Source organism: Halobacillus sp. B23F22_5, assembly GCF_043497085.1.
In the GTDB taxonomy this organism is placed as follows: domain Bacteria; phylum Bacillota; class Bacilli; order Bacillales; family Halobacillaceae; genus Thalassobacillus.
Window position 1 is genome coordinate 114,325 of record NZ_JBIEKI010000006.1, and the last position, 18,335, is coordinate 132,659.

Genomic DNA, 18,335 nt, shown 5'->3' on the forward strand with positions numbered 1-18,335 from the left:
GAACGAGTCGCTTTCCACGGGCGTCCGCTGAGCCTCCTCGAGCTGACGCTCTGCGGGGTCTCACCTGGAACTCTTTTCCCGTAGGAGTCTCCCCGTTCCCCTACGCCCCTTGCCATAAAAAGTTCTCGAAATACACTTATGAAAACTGCTCCATGATAATAAAAAAGAAGATGTTGCCTCTATTTACTTTTGTAAATGCATCAAGGTGAAGTTTTTAGTTGTGCACTTTCTCTCTTTTAGATGTGTCCGTTTATTACTATAACAGCTGGATGGGAAGGGAAACTGCGAGACTCCCGCGGGAGAAGGGGCTAGGCGAGATCCCACAGGGCGCAGCCCGAGGAAGCTTGCCAGGTCCCCACAGGAAAGCGAGTCGTTTCCCAGCCCATCCTAATCCTCTCTTAGTAACGGATCTAACTATCTTGAAACGGAATCTTCAAGTAAAGAAGATTAACTGTTTAACAAAGACTATAAAAAACCGTTATCACAGAAAGCGCTTTCAAAGATTACTAAAAATGGAGAGAGTTTAGGGATTAATACCCTGAAAATCTATTATTTCCACTAGTTAATGGGGGAAAGTTTCCCCTCAGAGATTAGCATACGATGATTATATTGATAAAAAAGACAAGTTGTCAACTGTGATTACAGATAATTCTGTATTTTAGAAACTGCTGTATAAAATATTTTTTACTATTCGCAGGAAAGTAAAGAAATATTCAATTGGTATCTAAAAATTCTGACTTTTATAATGAAAAGTAAGCAATTTAAACAACATGAATTTAGTGACAACCAGCTGAGGAGGAAATGAAAAATTGTGTATGTGATTACAAGGTGTAAGTGAGAAAAAGAAGCCTTAAGTTTGAGAAGACAAGCTCAAAAAAACTTTCGAATAAATGCAAGCGCTAACAAAAAAGAAAGTTAACTATTACACCGGTGATCTACATGATGCTTTAGAAATCTAAAAATGAGGTGAATTAAATGGAAGAATTAATCCGTGATAATCGGGAGAAAAATGAATTTCTTGTTCACAGAAGTGTATTTACGGAAAAAGAAATGCTTGCAAGAGAACGTGCCGAAATTTTTAATAAATGCTGGTTGTTTATTGGACATGATACTGAGATTCCTGAAAAAGGGGATTACAAGCGGAAAAAAGTAGGCGGACGTAATTTACTCCTAGTCCACAGTCAGGATGGGGAAATTAGAGTATTGTATAATACTTGCCCCCACCGTGGTGCCCTTGTAGCAAGGGAAAACGAAGGTAATTCCAGGGTATTCCGTTGTTTCTACCATGCCTGGAGCTTTAAAAATGATGGGGAATTGAATGGTATGCCGGGAAAAGATGGCTTCCCAGATGATTTTAACTGCGATGGTTCGAAAAATATGAAAGCGGTTAACCGAGTGGAAAGCTATCGTGGTTTCATATTCGTCAACTTCGACGATCAGGCTATTTCCCTGGAGGAATACTTAGGGAATGCCAAGGAATATATAGACCTGGCGGCAGATCAGTCAGAAGCCGGGCTGGAAGTTCTGGGCGGAGTACAGCAATACAGTGTCCGGGCAAACTGGAAGCTATTAGCTGAAAATAGCGTCGATCTCTATCACGGAATGCCTACCCATAAGACGTATTTTGATATTAAACAAGCCCAGGATCCTGGTTTAAAACGTGTGAAGCTGGAAGGAAGGGGCAAAGACCTGGGTAATGGTCATGCTGTGATGGAATATGTGGCACCGTGGGGAAGACCGGTTGCTCAGTGGACACCTATTTGGAGCGAAGATTTAAAACAGGATATGGAGAAAATGAAAGAAAGATTGGTAGAAAGGTTCGGAGAAGAACGTGCCGATCGCATCGCTAACTATAACCGCAACATTATCATTTTCCCTAATCTGGTTATTAACGACATTATGGCGATTACTGCACGAACTTTCTACCCATCGAGCCCGGGATATATGGAAGTATCCGGCTATTCACTGGCTCCTAAAGGGGAAGACGAAGAGCATCGTATGGCAAGAAATAATAACTTTTTAGAATTCCTCGGACCAGGCGGTTTTGCGACTCCTGATGACAACGAAGCATTGGAACTATGTCAGGAAGCTTATAACAATAACCAGGAAGTGCAATGGAATGATATTTCCAAAGGCATGGTCAGAGGAGAAGAAAATGCCATGGCTACAGATGAAATCCAAATGAGGAGCTTCTGGAGACAGTATAAGGTCAGAATCGAGGAGTCCATGAAGAAGGAGGTTGCTCAGACATGACAGTAGCAGCACTAACACGGCAAGATGTCGTTGATTTCCTATATAACGAAGCCAAATTGCTGGATGAATGGAAGTTAAATGAATGGGCGGCATTATTTACCGATGAGGGCACGTATAAGGTTCCTCCGATAGGGGAGCCTGATGCCAGTCCGACGGAATCGCTATTTTACGTCCATGATAATCGGTCACGACTGCAGGAGCGGGCAGAACGCCTTTTGAAGAAAGAAGCCCATGTGGAATACCCACATTCCACCACGCTTCGAAACTACCATAATATTTTGGTTAGTGGTCTTGAGTCTGATGTGATTACGGTGGAGTGCAACTTTACGACCCACCGCTCGAAAAGAGAAGTGTTAGATACGTTTATTGGTAAAAGCACGTATGAACTTGTTGAGCAAAATGGCGAACTTGCTATCAAAAGTAAAAAAGTGGTCTTATATCTGGATAGTTTACGACCGCATGGAAAAATCAGTTTAATTCTTTAATAGATTCCTAAGGGAGAGGTGGTGAATGGTATGAGTAAAGAACACGAAGTATACGACATTACCATTGTAGGCGGAGGTCCAGTAGGTATGTTTACTGCCTTCTACGCGGGGATGCGCCAGGCAAGTGTGAAAATCATTGAGAGCCTGCCGCAACTGGGCGGCCAGCTGGCTGCATTATATCCGGATAAACACGTCTATGATGTCGCCGGATTTCCTAAGGTGAAAGCCAAAGATCTAGTAACTCAGTTGAAAGAGCAAATGGACCAGTTTGAAAATGAAGTTTGCCTGGGTGAAGAAGTCATAGAGGTCACAAAGGAAAATGATATTTTTACAATCAAGACAAATACACAGACGCATTATTCGAGAACAATTATTGTAACAGCTGGGAATGGTGCCTTTAAACCGCGGAACATGAATTTAGAAAGAGAAGAACAATATACAGGAAAAAATCTTCATTACAGTATCGAGGATATCAATGATTTTAAAGATAAAGATGTAGTCGTTTGCGGCGGAGGAGACTCTGCGGTAGATTGGGCGCTTATGTTAGAGAATATCGCTTCATCCGTGAACATCGTCCATCGAAGAGACCGATTCAGAGCTCATGAACATAGTGTCAATTTATTAAAGGATTCATCTGTTAATATTCTAACTCCTTATAGTCCTTGTGAATTATTGGGGGATGAAAAAATAGATTGCGTAAAACTGAAAAAAGCCAAAACGGAAGAATTTATGGAATTAAAGGCAGATGAATACCTGGTCAACTATGGTTTTATATCCAATCTCGGTCCTATTAATGACTGGGGCCTTGAAATAGAAAAGAACTCGATCGTTGTAAACTCAAAAGCGGAAACGAATATTCCCGGCATCTATGCCGCGGGAGATATTTCAACCTATCCAGGTAAAGTCAAGTTAATGGCAACCGGATTTGGGGAAGCTCCGATTGCTGTGAGTAACGCAAAGGTTTATATCAATCCAAACGAATCCCTGCACGCTGCTCATAGCACATCGATCATGAGCAGGAAGGATAAGAAGAAGAAAGAAAAAGTAGTCACTTAACTTAATATAAAAGGGCTGTTTTTATAAAAGAGGAGGAACTTCATATGTCAAAAGTAAAAGAAGATATCATCAGTAAGGAATCCGCACAGGAGAGGCTGGAAACGTATTTACGTACGGTTGCCCATATCGGCCACGTTGAAATCAGTGTAACTAACTTCGAAAAATCGCTCTGGTTTTTTACCGAAGTCATGGGGCTTGTATTAACTGAAACGGATGGCGATCGTGCTTATTTAAGAGCGTGGCAGGACTTTGACCACCACACGCTTGTACTGAAGGCGTCCAATATTTCCGAAGTCAACCGTATGGGATGGCGTGTAAGCACGAAAGAGTCCCTGGAACTGTTCGAAAAGCAACTACAAGTAATGAATATTGACTATCAATGGGTTGATGGCGGTCAAAAGAAAGCGTTGGGTGACACGCTTCAGTTTAAATCCCCTGCAGGTATCCCTGTTGAATTATATTGGGAAAAAGAATTGTTTGTCACCGATGACCCGGCTTTGAAATCAAACTTACCAAGTCATCCAAGTAAGTATATGGCTAAAGGTGTATCCCCTCGCCGCTTTGATCACGTTAACCTGATGGTTAATGATGTTGCAGAAGAACAGCAATGGTGGACAGATCTACTCGGTATTCACCACCGTTATTATATTCAGAACCAGGAGGATGTCCGTCTAGGTTCCTGGTTGAGCCGAACCAATATCGCGCATGAAATCGCGTTGATGAGAAACTCCAACCAGGATGGAGCAGCGTTTCACCATTTAGCCTATTACCTGGATTCTCCGGATGAACTGCTGCGTGCTTCCAATATTATGGCGGAAAACGGCATTAAGATTGAATGGGGTCCTGGTAAGCATGGTACCAGTGGCGCACAATTCATCTATGTGTTTGAACCTTCAGGTCACCGTGTTGAAATCTGGACAGGCGGCATCCTGATGTTTTCTCCAGATTGGGAACCGATCAAATGGTCTTCCGATGTTGGACAGTTAGGTCTGGAAATGTGGGGAAGCACACCACCTCAATCTTATCTGACTTATGGAACGAAAATAGGCGAGTAATGGAAATGGAGAGACTAGCTTGCTAGTCTCTTTATTCTAAAACTATCAAGGCTGGGAGAGTTCATTTGTGAAACCAAACCTGAACATTGATTTTCATACACATATCATTTCAGAGGAATTTTTGAATTTAGCAGAAAAATATGGCGATGATCGCTGGCCAGTTTTAGAGAAAACGTGTGATTGTGGTGCTAATATCATGATCAAAGGTAATAAATTCCGGGAGATAACGGACCAGACGTGGGATGCAGAGAAGCGGTTGAGCGATATGGACAAAGAAGGTATTGACATCCAGGTTTTATCCCCGATACCGGTTACGTTCAGTTATTGGGCCGACCCGGAACAAGGATTGGAAATGGCAAAGTTCCAGAATGATTTCATTGCCTCCGTTACACGTGAACACCCGGACAGGTTCATTGGGTTAGCTACCGTCCCATTACAGGATGTTGATTTAGCTATAAAAGAAATGGAACGGGCGGTCAACGAACTAGGATTAAAAGGGATCGAAATAGGAAGTAACGTGGAGGGCAAGAATCTGGATGATGAGTCATTAGAGCGGTTCTTCAAGGCGGCAAATGACCAGGAAGTGCCATTGTTTATTCACCCATGGGCAACGTTAGGAAGAGAACGAATGCCACGCCATAACTTTATGTATATGGTAGGGATGCCTTCAGAAACAGCTTTGGCAGCCGGAAGTATCATTATGAGCGGGATGCTGGATAAGTATCCAAACTTAAAATTATGTTTTGCCCATGGTGGCGGTTCTTTACCGTATTTATTACCAAGGATGGATAAAGGCTGGCATGTATGGCCGCAAATCAGAAAGACGGAGAAGCCGCCAAGTCATTATGCGAAACTACTCTATTATGATTCACTCGTATACGAGGAAGATAATTTACAGTTTATGATCGATAAGTTTGGTGCTGACCAGATCATAGCTGGCTCCGATTATCCTTTCTTATTACGTGAAGCACCATCCGGTAAAGTGGTCGACCAATTGTCTACATTAAGCGACGCGGAAAAAGGAAAGATACTTGGGCTTAATGCTTTAGAATTTTTAAATTTGAATAAAGAAAAATATACGAAATCAGTTAAAGAGGAATTTAGTACGAAATAAAACTGGATGATTGAGACAGATTAGAAACCGTCATCAACATAGAAAGAAAAGGAGAGGATCATCTTGGCTTTTGTAATAACGAGTCCCTGCCAGCATGAAAAGGCAGCAGAGTGTGTCGACGTCTGCCCGGTTGATTGTATCGAGCAAGGGGAGGAACAATATTTCATTGATCCGAATACATGTATCGACTGTGGTGCATGTGTAGCAGCTTGCCCAGTCGAGGCAATCTTCGATGAACATGAGTTACCACCCGAAGAGGAAGAACAACTGGAAAAAGCCGAAAACTTCTTCGGTTAGGGAGCGTGGGGGCACGTTGCTCCCATGGATCCCCAACTGTCATTTCTATAGATATTTTCGGGAATGTTGCATACAACACAACATTCCCTTTTTTATTTAATGGTCAAAAAATAATATACCAGACATCAAAGGAAACGGAGAGTGGACAATGGCTGACGTCAAGAGAATCAATAAAGTATTAGTAGCAAATCGCGGGGAAATTGCTATTCGTGTTTTCCGGGCATGTACGGAATTAGATATACGCACCGTAGCAGTGTATTCCCAGGAAGATACGGGTTCCTACCACAGGTATAAAGCGGATGAAGCTTATTTAGTAGGGGAAGGAAAGAAACCGATCGACGCTTATTTGGATATCGAAGGGATTATTGAAATCGCCAAGCGTGTCGGCGTTGATGCGATTCATCCTGGTTACGGATTCTTATCCGAAAACATTGACTTTGCCCGCCGCTGTGAACAGGAAGGGATCATCTTTATCGGGCCGACGAGCGAGCATTTGAATATGTTTGGGGATAAAGTAAAAGCACGAGATCAAGCGGTACAGGCAGATATTCCTGTGATACCAGGAAGTGATGGCCCCGTTAGCGGCCTTCAGGAAATCCGCGACTTTGGAGATGAACACGGTTATCCTTTAATGATAAAGGCAGCCATGGGCGGTGGCGGCCGCGGCATGCGCGTGGTCCGGAGTTCCGATACATTGGATGAATCGTACGAAAGAGCACGCTCTGAAGCACGCGCTGCTTTTGGCAGTGATGAAGTATATGTAGAAAAATTGATAGAAGAACCAAAACATATTGAAGTTCAAATCATCGGGGATGCTGATGGCAATATTGTCCATTTATATGAAAGAGACTGCTCGGTCCAGCGGCGCCATCAGAAAGTAGTAGAGGTGGCTCCAAGTGTAAGCCTGACGGATGAATTACGAGAGAGAATTTGCCAGGCAGCCGTCAAATTGATGGACAATGTGAAATACATCAATGCAGGGACGGTTGAATTCCTGGTTACGGGGGATGAATTTTACTTTATTGAAGTAAATCCGCGTGTCCAAGTGGAGCACACGATCACAGAGATGATCACAGGAGTAGATATTGTCCAGACACAAATCTTTGTAGCAGAGGGATACAGCCTGCATGGCAATCGAATTGCTATCCCAGTACAGGAAGAGATTCATACCCATGGATACGCGATCCAATCCCGGGTCACCACAGAAGATCCGTTGAACAACTTTATGCCTGACACCGGAAAGATCATGGCTTACCGGACAGGGGGCGGGTTCGGCGTTCGGCTTGATGCCGGAAACGGATTTCAGGGAGCGGTTATATCCCCATACTATGATTCTTTGCTGGTGAAGCTGTCGACATGGGCATTGAGTTTTGATCAGGCTGCTCAAAAAATGGTTCGTAACTTAAAAGAGTTCCGAATCCGTGGGATTAAGACAAACATCCCATTTTTAGAAAACGTCATTCAGCATACACAGTTCATTACAGGAGCGTACAATACAACATTCATTGACCGCTCACCGGAATTGTTTGTTTTTCCGAAAAGAAAAGACCGTGGAACGAAGATGCTGTCCTATATTGCGGACCGGACCGTCAACGGATTTGAAGGGAATGGCAATCGGAAAAAACCAGCGTATTCCAAGCCTAGAATTCCTAAGATTAAACATTACGAGTCGATACCGAACGGGACAAAGCAGATATTAGAGGAACGAGGAGCAGAGGGACTGGCCGAATGGCTGAAGGAACGGGAAGAAGTACTGATGACAGATACAACCTTCCGCGATGCCCACCAGTCCTTGCTGGCGACACGGGTCCGGACGAAAGATATGGAAAATATCGCGGAGCCGACAGCCTGTCTGCTTCCGGAATTGTTTTCCCTGGAAATGTGGGGAGGCGCTACGTTTGATGTATCCTACCGGTTCCTCAATGAGGATCCATGGGAGCGGTTATTGAAGCTGCGAAACAAGGCACCAAACGTCCTGTTCCAAATGCTTCTCAGGGCTTCCAATGCAGTAGGATATAAAAACTACCCGGACAACTTAATACGGGAATTTGTAGATAAAAGTGCCAATGCGGGCATTGATGTTTTCCGTATTTTCGACAGTCTCAACTGGATCGATGGAATGAAGCTGACCATTGATGCGGTAAGGGAAAGTGGCAAGGTAGCTGAGGCAGCGATGTGCTACACCGGGGATATCCTCGATTCCGCCCGTCCAAAATACGACCTCGACTATTACCAAAAGGTAGCGAAAGAACTGCAGGATTCCGGAGCGCACATCCTCGGGATTAAAGATATGGCTGGCTTGTTGAAGCCGGAGGCAGCGTATCAATTGATTTCAACCTTGAAAGAAACGATTGATATACCGATTCATCTCCATACCCATGATACCAGCGGAAACGGCCTGTTTACGTATGCCCGTGCCGTTGAAGCAGGCGTTGATGTCGTCGATGTCGCTGCAGGATCGATGGCAGGATTAACCTCTCAGCCGAGTGCCAGCAGCCTATACTACGCTTTAGAAGGATATGAAAGAAAGCCGAACGTTGATATTAGCGCTTACGAAAAACTGGGGCGCTACTGGGAGGATACAAGAAAATATTATCAGGACTTTGAAAGCGGCATGAACGCTCCGCACACAGAGGTATATGAACATGAAATGCCTGGAGGGCAGTACAGTAATCTTCAGCAGCAGGCGAAAGCAGTCGGGCTTGGCTCACGCTGGGACGAAGTGAAGACCATGTATCGTCGCGTCAACGATATGTTCGGAGATATTGTCAAAGTGACTCCATCGTCAAAAATTGTCGGGGACATGGCCCTTTATATGGTCCAAAATGAATTGAATGAGGACGATATTTATGAAAAAGGGGAATCACTGGACTTCCCGGATAGTGTAGTAGAGTTTTTCCAAGGGTACCTGGGTCAGCCATATGGCGGATTTCCTGCCGAACTGCAGCGCATCATCCTGAAAGGACGCGAGCCGATTAATGTACGTCCAGGTGAACTGCTGGAGCCTGTTGACTTCCATAACCTGAAAGAAACCCTGTTCCATTCCCTTGATCGACAAGTCACTAGTTTTGATATGATCAGCTATGCGCTGTATCCAAAAGTGTTCATGGATCATCAAAAATTCATCGAGCAATATGGCGATGTGTCCGTTTTGGATACCCCTACTTTCTTCTATGGGATGAGACTTGGAGAAGAAATCGAGCTGGATATTGAGCAAGGGAAGACGCTGATCGTCAAATTGATTTCTATTGGTGAGCCGCAAGTAGACGGAACAAGAACCGTATTCTTTGAGCTGAACGGTCAGCCACGTGAGGTAGTCGTCAAGGACGAAAACGTCAAAGCCACTGTCCAGGCGCGTCCGAAAGCAGATAAATCGAATAATAAACACATCGGTGCAACGATGCCAGGAACAGTTATCAAGGTTCTATCAGGAAAAGAGGAACAGGTGAAAAAAGGAGATCATTTAATGATCACGGAAGCAATGAAGATGGAAACCACCGTCCAGGCTCCTTTTGATGGAAAAATCAAGGATATCTATGTGGAAAGTAATGAAGCCATTCATGTAGGCGATTTAATGATTGAATTCGAATAATACAAGAAGGGGAGTGAAATGATGAAAAATATCACGGTACTTGGAGCGGGTGTTATGGGGCATGGTGCCGCTCAATTATTTGCCCAGGCAGGAAAAAATGTAAAAATCCGGGCCAGACGCGAGTCATCATTGAAAGATGCAAGAGCACTTATGACGAATAGCTTAAAAATTATGGTTGAAAAAGAGATGCTGACGGAAAACGAAATGCACCAGACGTTAGCCCGTATTACGTATACCACAGATTTACATGAAGCGATCCCAGGTGCTGACTTTATTTTTGAATCCATTCCGGAAGATCTTGAAAAGAAACTCGAGACTTACGAAGTTATTGAACGTATTGTCTCAGACGATACGATTATTTCTTCTAACACTTCCACTTTCCCACTCGAGGAATTAACTCAAAAAGCGAAGCATCCGGAAAGGTTTGTCATTACTCACTTTTTCAACCCGCCACAACTGGTTCCAATTGTGGAGATTGTTAAAGGAGAGAAAACACAGGAACATGTGGTAGATACAACGTATGATCTAATGAAAGAAATCGGAAAAAATCCAGTAGTTTTAAAAAAAGAAATATCTGGTTTTATCGTCAACCGCGTTCAAGTAGCTATGCTTCGCGAAGCGTTCCACTTAATGGAAGAGGGAGTGGCTACGGCAGAAGATATTGATATAGCCATGAAAGGGAGCATGGGCTTTAAATGGGCTTTCTGCGGACCGATGGAAAGTCAGGATTTAGCCGGCCTGCAAACAACACAAGCCATGGTTGGAAAGATATTAGAAGATCTATCTAACACAAGAGAAGTTCCTTCCTTTTTAAATGAAATGGTGGAAAATGAACGGTTTGGGATTAGAACGAATAAAGGTTTTTACGAATATGATGATCATGGTGAACAAGCCATTCATACACGGGACGACCGTTTTCTGGAGCTCCTGAAATTATTACAGCAAAAAAGTGATCAGCATAATATAAACTCGTTTTCGTGATGCATTTCGAAGCTCTATTTGGGAGTTGTAAAGGGAAAATGGCAAAAAAGAAATGACTAATGTACTCGGAAAAATCAGAAAATTAACTAGACGATTCTATGAAATTAATGTAAAGTAAGAAATGAAGCGTTTACCAAAAACTGCATAAAAATATTCACTAGGGGTGCCTTTCCTTAAAGGCTGAGATCAAAGTATAACTTTGGGACCCTCTGAACCTGATCTGGCTTGAAACACCAGCGGAGGAAAGTGACGACGATGGGCGTCTTGAAAGAGCAAATCTATGTTTCTTTTATGATGGTCAACTAAAGTAAATGGGACATACCACTTTTCCTCCGGGGGAAGTGGTATTTTTTGTGCCTAAAAAGGGTGTGCTGGTATGAAACTTGTGGCAGTGGCGAATGGAAGGCTGGAAGCGGGGCCGTTGGCAGCGGTCATTGAGGAATTTGCTCCATTGGTAGATTCCATTATTTTAAGAGAACCTCACATGGCTGAGGTTGACTATCAGTTAATGGTGGAGAAGTTAATCGCAAGTGGGATTGATAGGGACAAGCTTTGTATTCATAGTCGACTAGACGTTGCCTGCAAGACCGGTGTTCCGAATCTTCATCTCAAAGAAAAGGGCTCCGGGGTAAAAAAGGTGAAACAGGCTTCTTCTTCTATGAAGGTCGGGGTTTCGGTACATTCGCTTCAAGCGGCAAGACAGGCGGAGGAGGAAGGTGCCGATTATGTGATGTTTGGTCATGTTTATGCTACGAACAGCAAAAAAGGAATGGAGCCAAGGGGCATCGAGGAGCTTGAAGCTATCACTTCTTCGATTGATATTCCTGTGATCGCGATTGGTGGCATCACTCCCGCTAGACTACAGGAAATACTGGAAGCAGGAGCGGCGGGAGTTGCTGTCATGTCAGGGATATTCGAGGATGCACAACCGCTTAAAGCTGTAAAACGGTATGTAAAGGAGCTAACGATTCATGAAGGAATATTATGATGTGGTGATTATTGGCGGTGGCATCATCGGTCATTCAATTTCCTACTATTTAAACAAGAGCGGAGTCCACGCTGTCGTCATCGACAAGCAGGTGAGTGGCAACAAAGCTACGAAAGCAGCCGCAGGGATGCTTGGTGTTCATACGGAGCACCAGGCATCAGGCGCCTATCATCAATTTTGTGAAGAAAGCAGAGATTTATATCAGGGCTTAAGGAAAGAACTTCATGAATTAACAGCAATCGATATCGGGCTTTCTCCGTTTGGAATGATGGAAGTCGCGATGGATGAAGTCCATAAACAAGAGCTGTTGGAGAAAAAGCATGCCTTTACCAGCCTGGAATGGCTGGAAACAGAACAGGTAAGGGATAAAGTTCCTGCTCTACCGCCAGAGGTTTCCGGGGCATTATATATGACCAGGGATGGCCATGTCGAACCAATAGCCACGTGTGAAGCGTTGAAGCGGGCGGCTTTTGTATATGGCGGCGACTTACTGGAAAACACGAGTGTCGTTGGGGTGACAAAAACAGATGATATTTTCACTGTCCAATTAGAAAATGCTTCTGTAACAGCAAGCCAGGTCGTGGCTGCTTCTGGAGCGGACAGTGGGCGATGGTTTAAAGCGGCAGGAATAGATGACCCGATCGTACCTGTGAAGGGGGAATGCTTTTCGATTAAACCAAGCCGGCATTATTTTAAGGAAGCCTTGTTCTTTAAGGATTTTTATATTGTTCCTAAACCGGATGGGCGTTATATCGTAGGAGCGACGTCCAGGCCTAATGAATTAAGTTCTGATACAACGGCAGGAGGATTGGCAGATTTGATGAATCGTGTGTTTGCTGTTTTTCCAAACCTGAAAGAAGAACCGATGCAGGAATTCTGGTCAGGAGTACGGCCGGGGTCTGTCGATGGTTTGCCGATTATCGGGGAGCACCCGACACTCACGGGATTCTACTTTGCTACCGGGCATTATCGAAATGGCATTCTACTAGCGCCTGCTACGGGGCAGATGATGAAAGATCTGATCACGAAGCAAGACGTACACCAGGCTTTCCGGGAGTTGCTTTCACCGGAACGCCTGGATAGGAAAGGAGCATCCAATTATGAATATTCATCTTAATGGAAAAAGCATTGATTTACCTGGTAACGTCACCACGGTATCGGATTTGCTTGATTCCTATGACATCAAGAAAAAGATTTCCGTGGTGGAGCACAATAAAGAAATTGTACCTAAAGGGAATTATGAACAAACGACGCTTGCTGACGGAGACAGGATTGAAATCGTACATTTTGTTGGAGGAGGATGAACATGTTAACGATTGGTGAAAATACATTTCGTTCAAGATTGATGCTGGGCACAGGGAAATATCCGAGTTTTGCGGTACAAAAAGAGGCGGTGGCCGCTTCGGAAACGGAAATTCTAACGTTTGCTGTGAGAAGAATGGATATTTTTGATAAAGATGAACCAAACCTGCTGGAAGAGTTAGACCTTGAAAAATACAGCCTGCTTCCGAACACGGCTGGTGCCAAGACAGCGGAAGAAGCAGTCAGAATCGCACGCCTTGCCCGTGCCTCCGGTTTATGTGACATGATCAAAGTCGAAGTCATTGGCTGTGACAAGACACTATTACCAGATCCGTTTGAAACGATGAAAGCTTCCGTACAGCTGTTAGAGGAAGGATTCACTGTACTCACGTATACCTCGGACGATGTCGTGTTAGCGAAGCGATTAGAGGAAGCAGGCATTCATGCCATTATGCCAGGGGCTTCTCCAATCGGTTCCGGACGGGGAATCATCAATGAGATGAACCTGCAATTCATCATGGAACAGTCGGAAATCCCGGTTATCGTCGATGCGGGAATCGGATCTCCAAAAGACGCCGCCCATGCGATGGAGCTTGGGGCTGATGGTGTCCTGTTGAATACTGCCGTGTCTGGTGCTGATGATCCTGTCAAGATGGCGGAGGCCATGAAGCTCGCTATTCAAGCAGGGAGACTTGGGTATGAGGCAGGAAGAATCGAGAAGAAAGCATACGGAATAAAAAGCAGTCCGGAAAGCGGGCTGGTCACCTGATGGAACGGTACTCGCGCCAGGAACGTTTTGCCCCGATCGGAAAGGAAGGACAAGCTTTGTTAGGTGAGAAACATGTACTCATCGTTGGAGCGGGTGCCTTAGGCTGTGCCAATGCCGAAATGCTGGCGAGGGCGGGGATAGGTAAGATCACCATCATCGACCGCGACTATATTGAGTGGAGCAACCTTGGAAGACAACAGCTTTACACAGAAGAAGATGCTGCGAGATTGAGGGCGAAAGCGAAAGCGGCGGAAGCCAGGCTGAAAGCGATAAACTCCAGTATAGAAGTAGAAGGAATTGCAGAGGAATTTGATGCGGAAAATGCAGAGTTACTGTTGAAAGATATCGACATGCTGATCGATGGAACCGATAACTTTGACACTCGTTTCATCATCAATGATGCTGCTGCCAAGTATAAAATCCCCTGGATCTATGGCGGTTGTGTCAAAAGCCATGGCCTCTCGCTTTCCATTCTGCCGGGTGAAACACCGTGCCTCCAATGTCTGATCGACCAGCTACCTCAGGATGGAGAAACCTGTGAGACAGCTGGTATTATCGGGCCTGCTGTCCAAGTGACTGCAGCCTATCAGACGGGAGAATGCCTGAGGTTCCTTACCGGTCACCCGATGTCAACGCATTTGGTTTCTTTTGATATCTGGGGAAGAGGGTACAGTGCGATTGATGTAGCAAAACTCAAAGACCCACAATGTGTTTCTTGCTCTGATGCCGCTCAGTTTTCTTACTTAAAAAAGGAAAAAGGCATCCGCACCGCCATCCTATGCGGTAGGGACACGGTTCAAGTCAGACCGGGCCGGAAAGAAAACGTCAACTTGGAGCGATTAGCCCAGCGGATCAAACCGCTTGCCGGGGAAGCCAAGGTAAATGAGGTACTCCTCCGGTTTCAAATGGAGGAAAAGAGATTCGTCGTTTTTAAGGATGGAAGAACGTTGATTCATGGTGTGGGTGATGTGCAGGAAGCGAAGAAGTTGTATCATCGATATGTGGAAGCGTAAGGAGGAAAAGTGCCTGATCCCAGCTTTACTACAGTGGGACCAGGCACTTTTTTAGGCATATCTTAACTTACTTTTTTTCCAAAAAAACAAAATTCGATATTGTATGTTGCATCTTATTTTTAAAGGTTAAAAATGGAATTTAAACGAGAGGGTTGTAAAACGCTTACATAACATCTATACTATTACTAAATCGATTTAGTAAACCGGTTTAGTTAACGGAAATTGAATTAGAAGCTTGGAGAGATTGTTATGAAATCAGTCACTATAGCTGATGTGGCTTCACACGCAAATGTTTCTAAAAGTACTGTCTCTCAGTATCTGAATAAACGTTTCGACTATATGGGAGAGAAAACAAAACAGAGGATTGAACTTGCTATCAAAGAGCTGGGCTATCAGCCAAATATTGTAGCCAGAAGTTTAAAACAAAAATCTACGAAGACAATTGGGGTGATTGTCGCTAACATATTGCATAATTTCTCGACAGAGGTGAGCCGTGCCATAGAGGATGCATGCAATGAACAGGGGTTTCACCTAATTGTATGTAATGCAGATGATCATCCGGAGAAAGAAAAAAATTATATAGAAATGCTACGAGCGAAACAAGTGGATGGCATTATCATTTTCCCGACCGGCGGTAATAAAGACCTTTACCAAAAGATGTTAGCAGCCAATTACCCAGTGGTTTTCGTAGACAGATCGGTAAGTGATGTTCCAGTGTCATCCATCATGTTGAATAACCAGGAAGCATCGAGACTTGCAGTCCAACATTTTATAGATCGGGGTTATGAAAGAATTAGTATTGTAACAACTTCTATCATCAGGGATATCACACCTAGGTTAGAAAGAATAGAGGGTTACCGACAAACACTAGAAGACAATGGCCTGACCCTCCAGGAAGAGTATGTAAAAAGCTTGGAACTGCAGCAAATCCAAGATGGAATTGAAGAAATGTTGGCCCTTGAACAGCCGCCTAACGCTATATTAGCGGGGAATGATTTAGCCTTAATCGAGATTTTGAAATATGTCAAAAATAACGGATTGAAAATTCCTTCTGATCTAGCGGTAATCGGAATCGATGATGTTTCATTTGCAAGCTTTTATACTCCCACACTAACAACGGTAGCTCAGCCTACATTTGAAATGGGGAAAAAAGCAGCTGATATATTACTTACAAAAATAATAGATAAAGAAAGTAAAAATGGTCTTCACGATTATCGTTTCGATCCAGAATTGATAGTGAGAGATTCCGTAGGGTATGGCCCTACTGCCAAAGGAAGGGATAAGGGATGAAAGATGTAATAACAATAGGCGATGCGATGATCACATTTGATCCATCGCAAAAAGGACCAATGAGGTACGCAGATTCTTTCAAGCGGAAAGTTGGCGGAGCTGAGATGAATTTTGCCATCGGTTGTGCAAGACTCGGTTTAAGTACCGGGTGGATCAGCAGACTTGGGAACGATGAGTTCGGCAAGTATATTCATAACTTTGTTCGTGGAGAAGGAGTCGATATATCTTCTGTAAGATTAGTCGATGGTTACCCCACTTCGCTGAACTTTAAAGAGATCAAGGGAGATGGAAGCGGTCGCACTTTCTACTACAGGAATAATTCGCCAACTAATACGCTAACGAAAGAAACGATTGATGAAGAAGTTGTAAAAAATACGAGGCTCATTCATATTACCGGAGTTTTCGCTGCAATCGATCAGGAAAAGAATATTGATCTCATCGAATATCTCCTTAAACTCGGGAAGGACAATGGTGCGCTTGTCTCTATGGATCCCAATATCCGTCTCAAATTATGGAGCCGGCAGGAGGCGACAGCAGCATTGACTCGTTTTTTGCCTTATGTAGATATCTTATTGACAGGCGAGGAAGAAGCAGAGATTTTATTTGGCACATCTAAGGCGGAAGAAGTCATCACAAGATGTAAAGACCACGATATAACTGCTTTAGCAATCAAACGCGGTGAAAAAGGGGCATTTGGTTATTTGAAAGGAGAAGCCCTCGAGTCTTCATCTATCCCGCCGGTTAAGGTAGTTGATACGGTCGGAGCAGGGGATGGATTTGATGCCGGATTTGTTTATGGATACCTGCAGGACTGGCCATTGAAAAAGATTTTACGATTCGCTAATACGATCGGATCGATGGTCGTGAGTGTAGTGGGAGATAATGAGGGACTTCCATATTTAGAAGAGGTCTTAGTACAGCTAGGAGAAAAAGAACTACTAGAAAGATAGATTAGGAGGTGAAACCGTGAACCTGCAATTAGCACTCGATCGGCTGACAAAGGAACAATGCTTTCAAATTATTAAGGAAACAAGCGATGCTATTGATTGGATTGAGGTAGGCACTGGCGTAATCAAAGCTTATGGAATGGAAATAGTCAGAGAAATAAGCGAGGCTTATCCAGAAAAAACAATCGTAGCTGATATGAAAACATGTGATGCTGGGCGCCATGAAGCAGAACAGGCTTTTGAGGCAGGTGCTGATATCACGACGGTGATGGCTTTTTCAGCGGACAAGACTATTACGGATATGCTGAAAGTAGCAACGAAGTATGAAACGCGTGTAATGGTGGACTTGCTTGGTGTGACGGACAAAAACAGAATTGAACAGCTGAAGGAACTTGGCGTCGATCTCGTCAGCCTACACTTTGGGAAAGACATGCAGCAGACAGGGGATATGGGAGGAGACTTGTTCTCACTCGTACAGGATATTCCCGGAATGGAGTACTCCGTTGCAGGGGGCATCAACTTAACGTCACTCCCTAGGATTATGAAGTACAACCCTGACACGGTCATTGTCGGTTCCGGAATTACCAAACATGAAAACCGAAAAGAAGCTGCCTTAAAGATGAAAGAGGTGATCGAAGACTATGCGAAACATAATCAATGAGGTTGCCAGAGAGATTTCTCAAGTACTGGAGCGAGTGGATGAAAAGCAAGCCCTTGCACTTTCTGATCAAATTAAATCCAGTAAACGCATTTTTATATCCGGAGAAGGAAGGTCCGGGTTGATGGGGAAAGCGATAGCGATGCGCCTAATGCATGGAGGATTCGATGTATATGTGACAGGCGAGACAATCACTCCAAGTATTTCAAAAGGAGACTTACTGATTGCTATATCGGGATCAGGGTCGACAGGTTCGATTGTCCAGTACGCCAAAAAGGCGAAAGAAACAGGAGCGAAAGTATTTTTAGTTACCACTAACCCTGATGCAGAAATTGCGAATGACTCCGATGGTATCCTGATCATTCCGGCAGCAACAAAGAAGCGTCGCGCAGGGGAGCCGAAGACGATTCAACCGCTTGGGAACCAATTTGATCAATCCGTTCATCTCGTGTTGGATGCTATTATCATTCATACCTTGGATGACAGCTATGAACAAATGACCGAACGTCATGCCAATATGGAATAGAGAAGGGAG

At 44.1% G+C, this 18,335-nt stretch carries 17 protein-coding genes and 1 riboswitch; all 17 genes read left to right on the forward strand.

Annotated elements, in window-relative coordinates:
* Positions 1-975: 975 nt before the first annotated feature.
* The 17 genes from ACGTN9_RS10875 (at position 976) to hxlB (ending at position 18,326) form a co-directional block, all read left to right on the forward strand.
* Positions 976-2,253: an aromatic ring-hydroxylating oxygenase subunit alpha gene (locus ACGTN9_RS10875; protein ID WP_499592668.1), complete on the forward strand. Its 1,278-nt coding sequence runs from the start codon at positions 976-978 to the stop codon at positions 2,251-2,253.
* Positions 2,250-2,738: an aromatic-ring-hydroxylating dioxygenase subunit beta gene (locus ACGTN9_RS10880; RefSeq protein WP_499592670.1), complete on the forward strand. Its 489-nt coding sequence runs from the start codon at positions 2,250-2,252 to the stop codon at positions 2,736-2,738. Before ACGTN9_RS10875 ends, ACGTN9_RS10880 begins: the two co-directional genes overlap by 4 nt.
* A gap of 30 nt (positions 2,739-2,768) precedes the next feature.
* A complete protein-coding gene (locus tag ACGTN9_RS10885) occupies positions 2,769-3,794 on the forward strand; it encodes an NAD(P)/FAD-dependent oxidoreductase (protein ID WP_499592671.1) in 1,026 nt (341 codons plus the stop codon).
* 44 nt (positions 3,795-3,838) lie between these two features.
* Positions 3,839-4,849 (forward strand): VOC family protein, encoded by a 1,011-nt coding sequence (locus ACGTN9_RS10890; protein WP_499592673.1) that lies wholly within the window; start codon positions 3,839-3,841, stop codon positions 4,847-4,849.
* A 79-nt stretch (positions 4,850-4,928) separates the two neighbouring features.
* The gene (locus tag ACGTN9_RS10895; RefSeq protein WP_499592756.1) at positions 4,929-5,963 is read left to right on the forward strand and encodes an amidohydrolase family protein; all 1,035 of its coding nucleotides are present in this window, start codon (positions 4,929-4,931) and stop codon (positions 5,961-5,963) included.
* A 63-nt stretch (positions 5,964-6,026) separates the two neighbouring features.
* Entirely contained in the window at positions 6,027-6,260 is a 234-nt protein-coding gene (locus ACGTN9_RS10900) for a ferredoxin family protein (RefSeq protein WP_499592675.1), read from the forward strand.
* 148 nt (positions 6,261-6,408) lie between these two features.
* Complete coding sequence (gene pyc / locus ACGTN9_RS10905; RefSeq protein ID WP_499592677.1) at positions 6,409-9,852, forward strand: pyruvate carboxylase; 3,444 nt, start codon at positions 6,409-6,411, stop codon at positions 9,850-9,852.
* Positions 9,853-9,873: 21 nt separating this feature from the next.
* Positions 9,874-10,833, forward strand: coding sequence for a 3-hydroxyacyl-CoA dehydrogenase family protein (locus ACGTN9_RS10910; RefSeq protein WP_499592679.1), 960 nt, complete (start codon positions 9,874-9,876; stop codon positions 10,831-10,833).
* Positions 10,834-10,982: 149 nt separating this feature from the next.
* Positions 10,983-11,095: riboswitch (TPP riboswitch) on the forward strand.
* A gap of 114 nt (positions 11,096-11,209) precedes the next feature.
* Positions 11,210-11,821 carry a thiamine phosphate synthase gene (locus ACGTN9_RS10915; protein ID WP_499592681.1) on the forward strand — a complete coding sequence of 204 codons (612 nt, stop codon included), beginning with the start codon at positions 11,210-11,212 and terminating at the stop codon, positions 11,819-11,821.
* Entirely contained in the window at positions 11,805-12,938 is a 1,134-nt protein-coding gene (gene thiO, locus ACGTN9_RS10920; protein WP_499592683.1) for a glycine oxidase ThiO, read from the forward strand. The genes ACGTN9_RS10915 and thiO overlap by 17 nt, the downstream gene beginning before the upstream one ends.
* Entirely contained in the window at positions 12,922-13,125 is a 204-nt protein-coding gene (gene thiS / locus ACGTN9_RS10925; RefSeq protein WP_093041247.1) for a sulfur carrier protein ThiS, read from the forward strand. Before thiO ends, thiS begins: the two co-directional genes overlap by 17 nt.
* Positions 13,122-13,892, forward strand: coding sequence for a thiazole synthase (locus ACGTN9_RS10930; protein WP_499592685.1), 771 nt, complete (start codon positions 13,122-13,124; stop codon positions 13,890-13,892). Before thiS ends, ACGTN9_RS10930 begins: the two co-directional genes overlap by 4 nt.
* A complete protein-coding gene (locus tag ACGTN9_RS10935) occupies positions 13,892-14,905 on the forward strand; it encodes a ThiF family adenylyltransferase (protein WP_499592687.1) in 1,014 nt (337 codons plus the stop codon). The genes ACGTN9_RS10930 and ACGTN9_RS10935 overlap by 1 nt, the downstream gene beginning before the upstream one ends.
* Before the next feature lie 249 nt (positions 14,906-15,154).
* Positions 15,155-16,195 carry a LacI family DNA-binding transcriptional regulator gene (locus ACGTN9_RS10940; protein ID WP_499592689.1) on the forward strand — a complete coding sequence of 347 codons (1,041 nt, stop codon included), beginning with the start codon at positions 15,155-15,157 and terminating at the stop codon, positions 16,193-16,195.
* Entirely contained in the window at positions 16,192-17,145 is a 954-nt protein-coding gene (locus ACGTN9_RS10945; protein ID WP_499592691.1) for a sugar kinase, read from the forward strand. The genes ACGTN9_RS10940 and ACGTN9_RS10945 overlap by 4 nt, the downstream gene beginning before the upstream one ends.
* Positions 17,146-17,161: 16 nt before the next feature.
* Positions 17,162-17,803 (forward strand): 3-hexulose-6-phosphate synthase, encoded by a 642-nt coding sequence (hxlA, locus tag ACGTN9_RS10950; RefSeq protein WP_499592693.1) that lies wholly within the window; start codon positions 17,162-17,164, stop codon positions 17,801-17,803.
* On the forward strand, positions 17,784-18,326 hold the full coding sequence (hxlB, locus tag ACGTN9_RS10955; RefSeq protein WP_499592694.1) for a 6-phospho-3-hexuloisomerase: 543 nt from the start codon (positions 17,784-17,786) through the stop codon (positions 18,324-18,326). Before hxlA ends, hxlB begins: the two co-directional genes overlap by 20 nt.
* Positions 18,327-18,335 lie beyond the last annotated feature (9 nt).

What these genes read in the sequence shown, in the direction of transcription:
- thiO (WP_499592683.1), top strand. Translation starts at nt 11,805, where the DNA reads ATGAAGGAATATTATGATGTGGTGATTATTGGCGGTGGCATCATCGGT.
- ACGTN9_RS10880 (WP_499592670.1), top strand. Translation starts at nt 2,250, where the DNA reads ATGACAGTAGCAGCACTAACACGGCAAGATGTCGTTGATTTCCTATAT.
- ACGTN9_RS10935 (WP_499592687.1), top strand. Translation starts at nt 13,892, where the DNA reads ATGGAACGGTACTCGCGCCAGGAACGTTTTGCCCCGATCGGAAAGGAA.
- ACGTN9_RS10885 (WP_499592671.1), top strand. Translation starts at nt 2,769, where the DNA reads ATGAGTAAAGAACACGAAGTATACGACATTACCATTGTAGGCGGAGGT.
- thiS (WP_093041247.1), top strand. Translation starts at nt 12,922, where the DNA reads ATGAATATTCATCTTAATGGAAAAAGCATTGATTTACCTGGTAACGTC.
- ACGTN9_RS10875 (WP_499592668.1), top strand. Translation starts at nt 976, where the DNA reads ATGGAAGAATTAATCCGTGATAATCGGGAGAAAAATGAATTTCTTGTT.
- ACGTN9_RS10940 (WP_499592689.1), top strand. Translation starts at nt 15,155, where the DNA reads ATGAAATCAGTCACTATAGCTGATGTGGCTTCACACGCAAATGTTTCT.
- pyc (WP_499592677.1), top strand. Translation starts at nt 6,409, where the DNA reads ATGGCTGACGTCAAGAGAATCAATAAAGTATTAGTAGCAAATCGCGGG.
- ACGTN9_RS10945 (WP_499592691.1), top strand. Translation starts at nt 16,192, where the DNA reads ATGAAAGATGTAATAACAATAGGCGATGCGATGATCACATTTGATCCA.
- ACGTN9_RS10910 (WP_499592679.1), top strand. Translation starts at nt 9,874, where the DNA reads ATGAAAAATATCACGGTACTTGGAGCGGGTGTTATGGGGCATGGTGCC.
- hxlB (WP_499592694.1), top strand. Translation starts at nt 17,784, where the DNA reads ATGCGAAACATAATCAATGAGGTTGCCAGAGAGATTTCTCAAGTACTG.
- ACGTN9_RS10915 (WP_499592681.1), top strand. Translation starts at nt 11,210, where the DNA reads ATGAAACTTGTGGCAGTGGCGAATGGAAGGCTGGAAGCGGGGCCGTTG.
- ACGTN9_RS10930 (WP_499592685.1), top strand. Translation starts at nt 13,122, where the DNA reads ATGAACATGTTAACGATTGGTGAAAATACATTTCGTTCAAGATTGATG.
- ACGTN9_RS10890 (WP_499592673.1), top strand. Translation starts at nt 3,839, where the DNA reads ATGTCAAAAGTAAAAGAAGATATCATCAGTAAGGAATCCGCACAGGAG.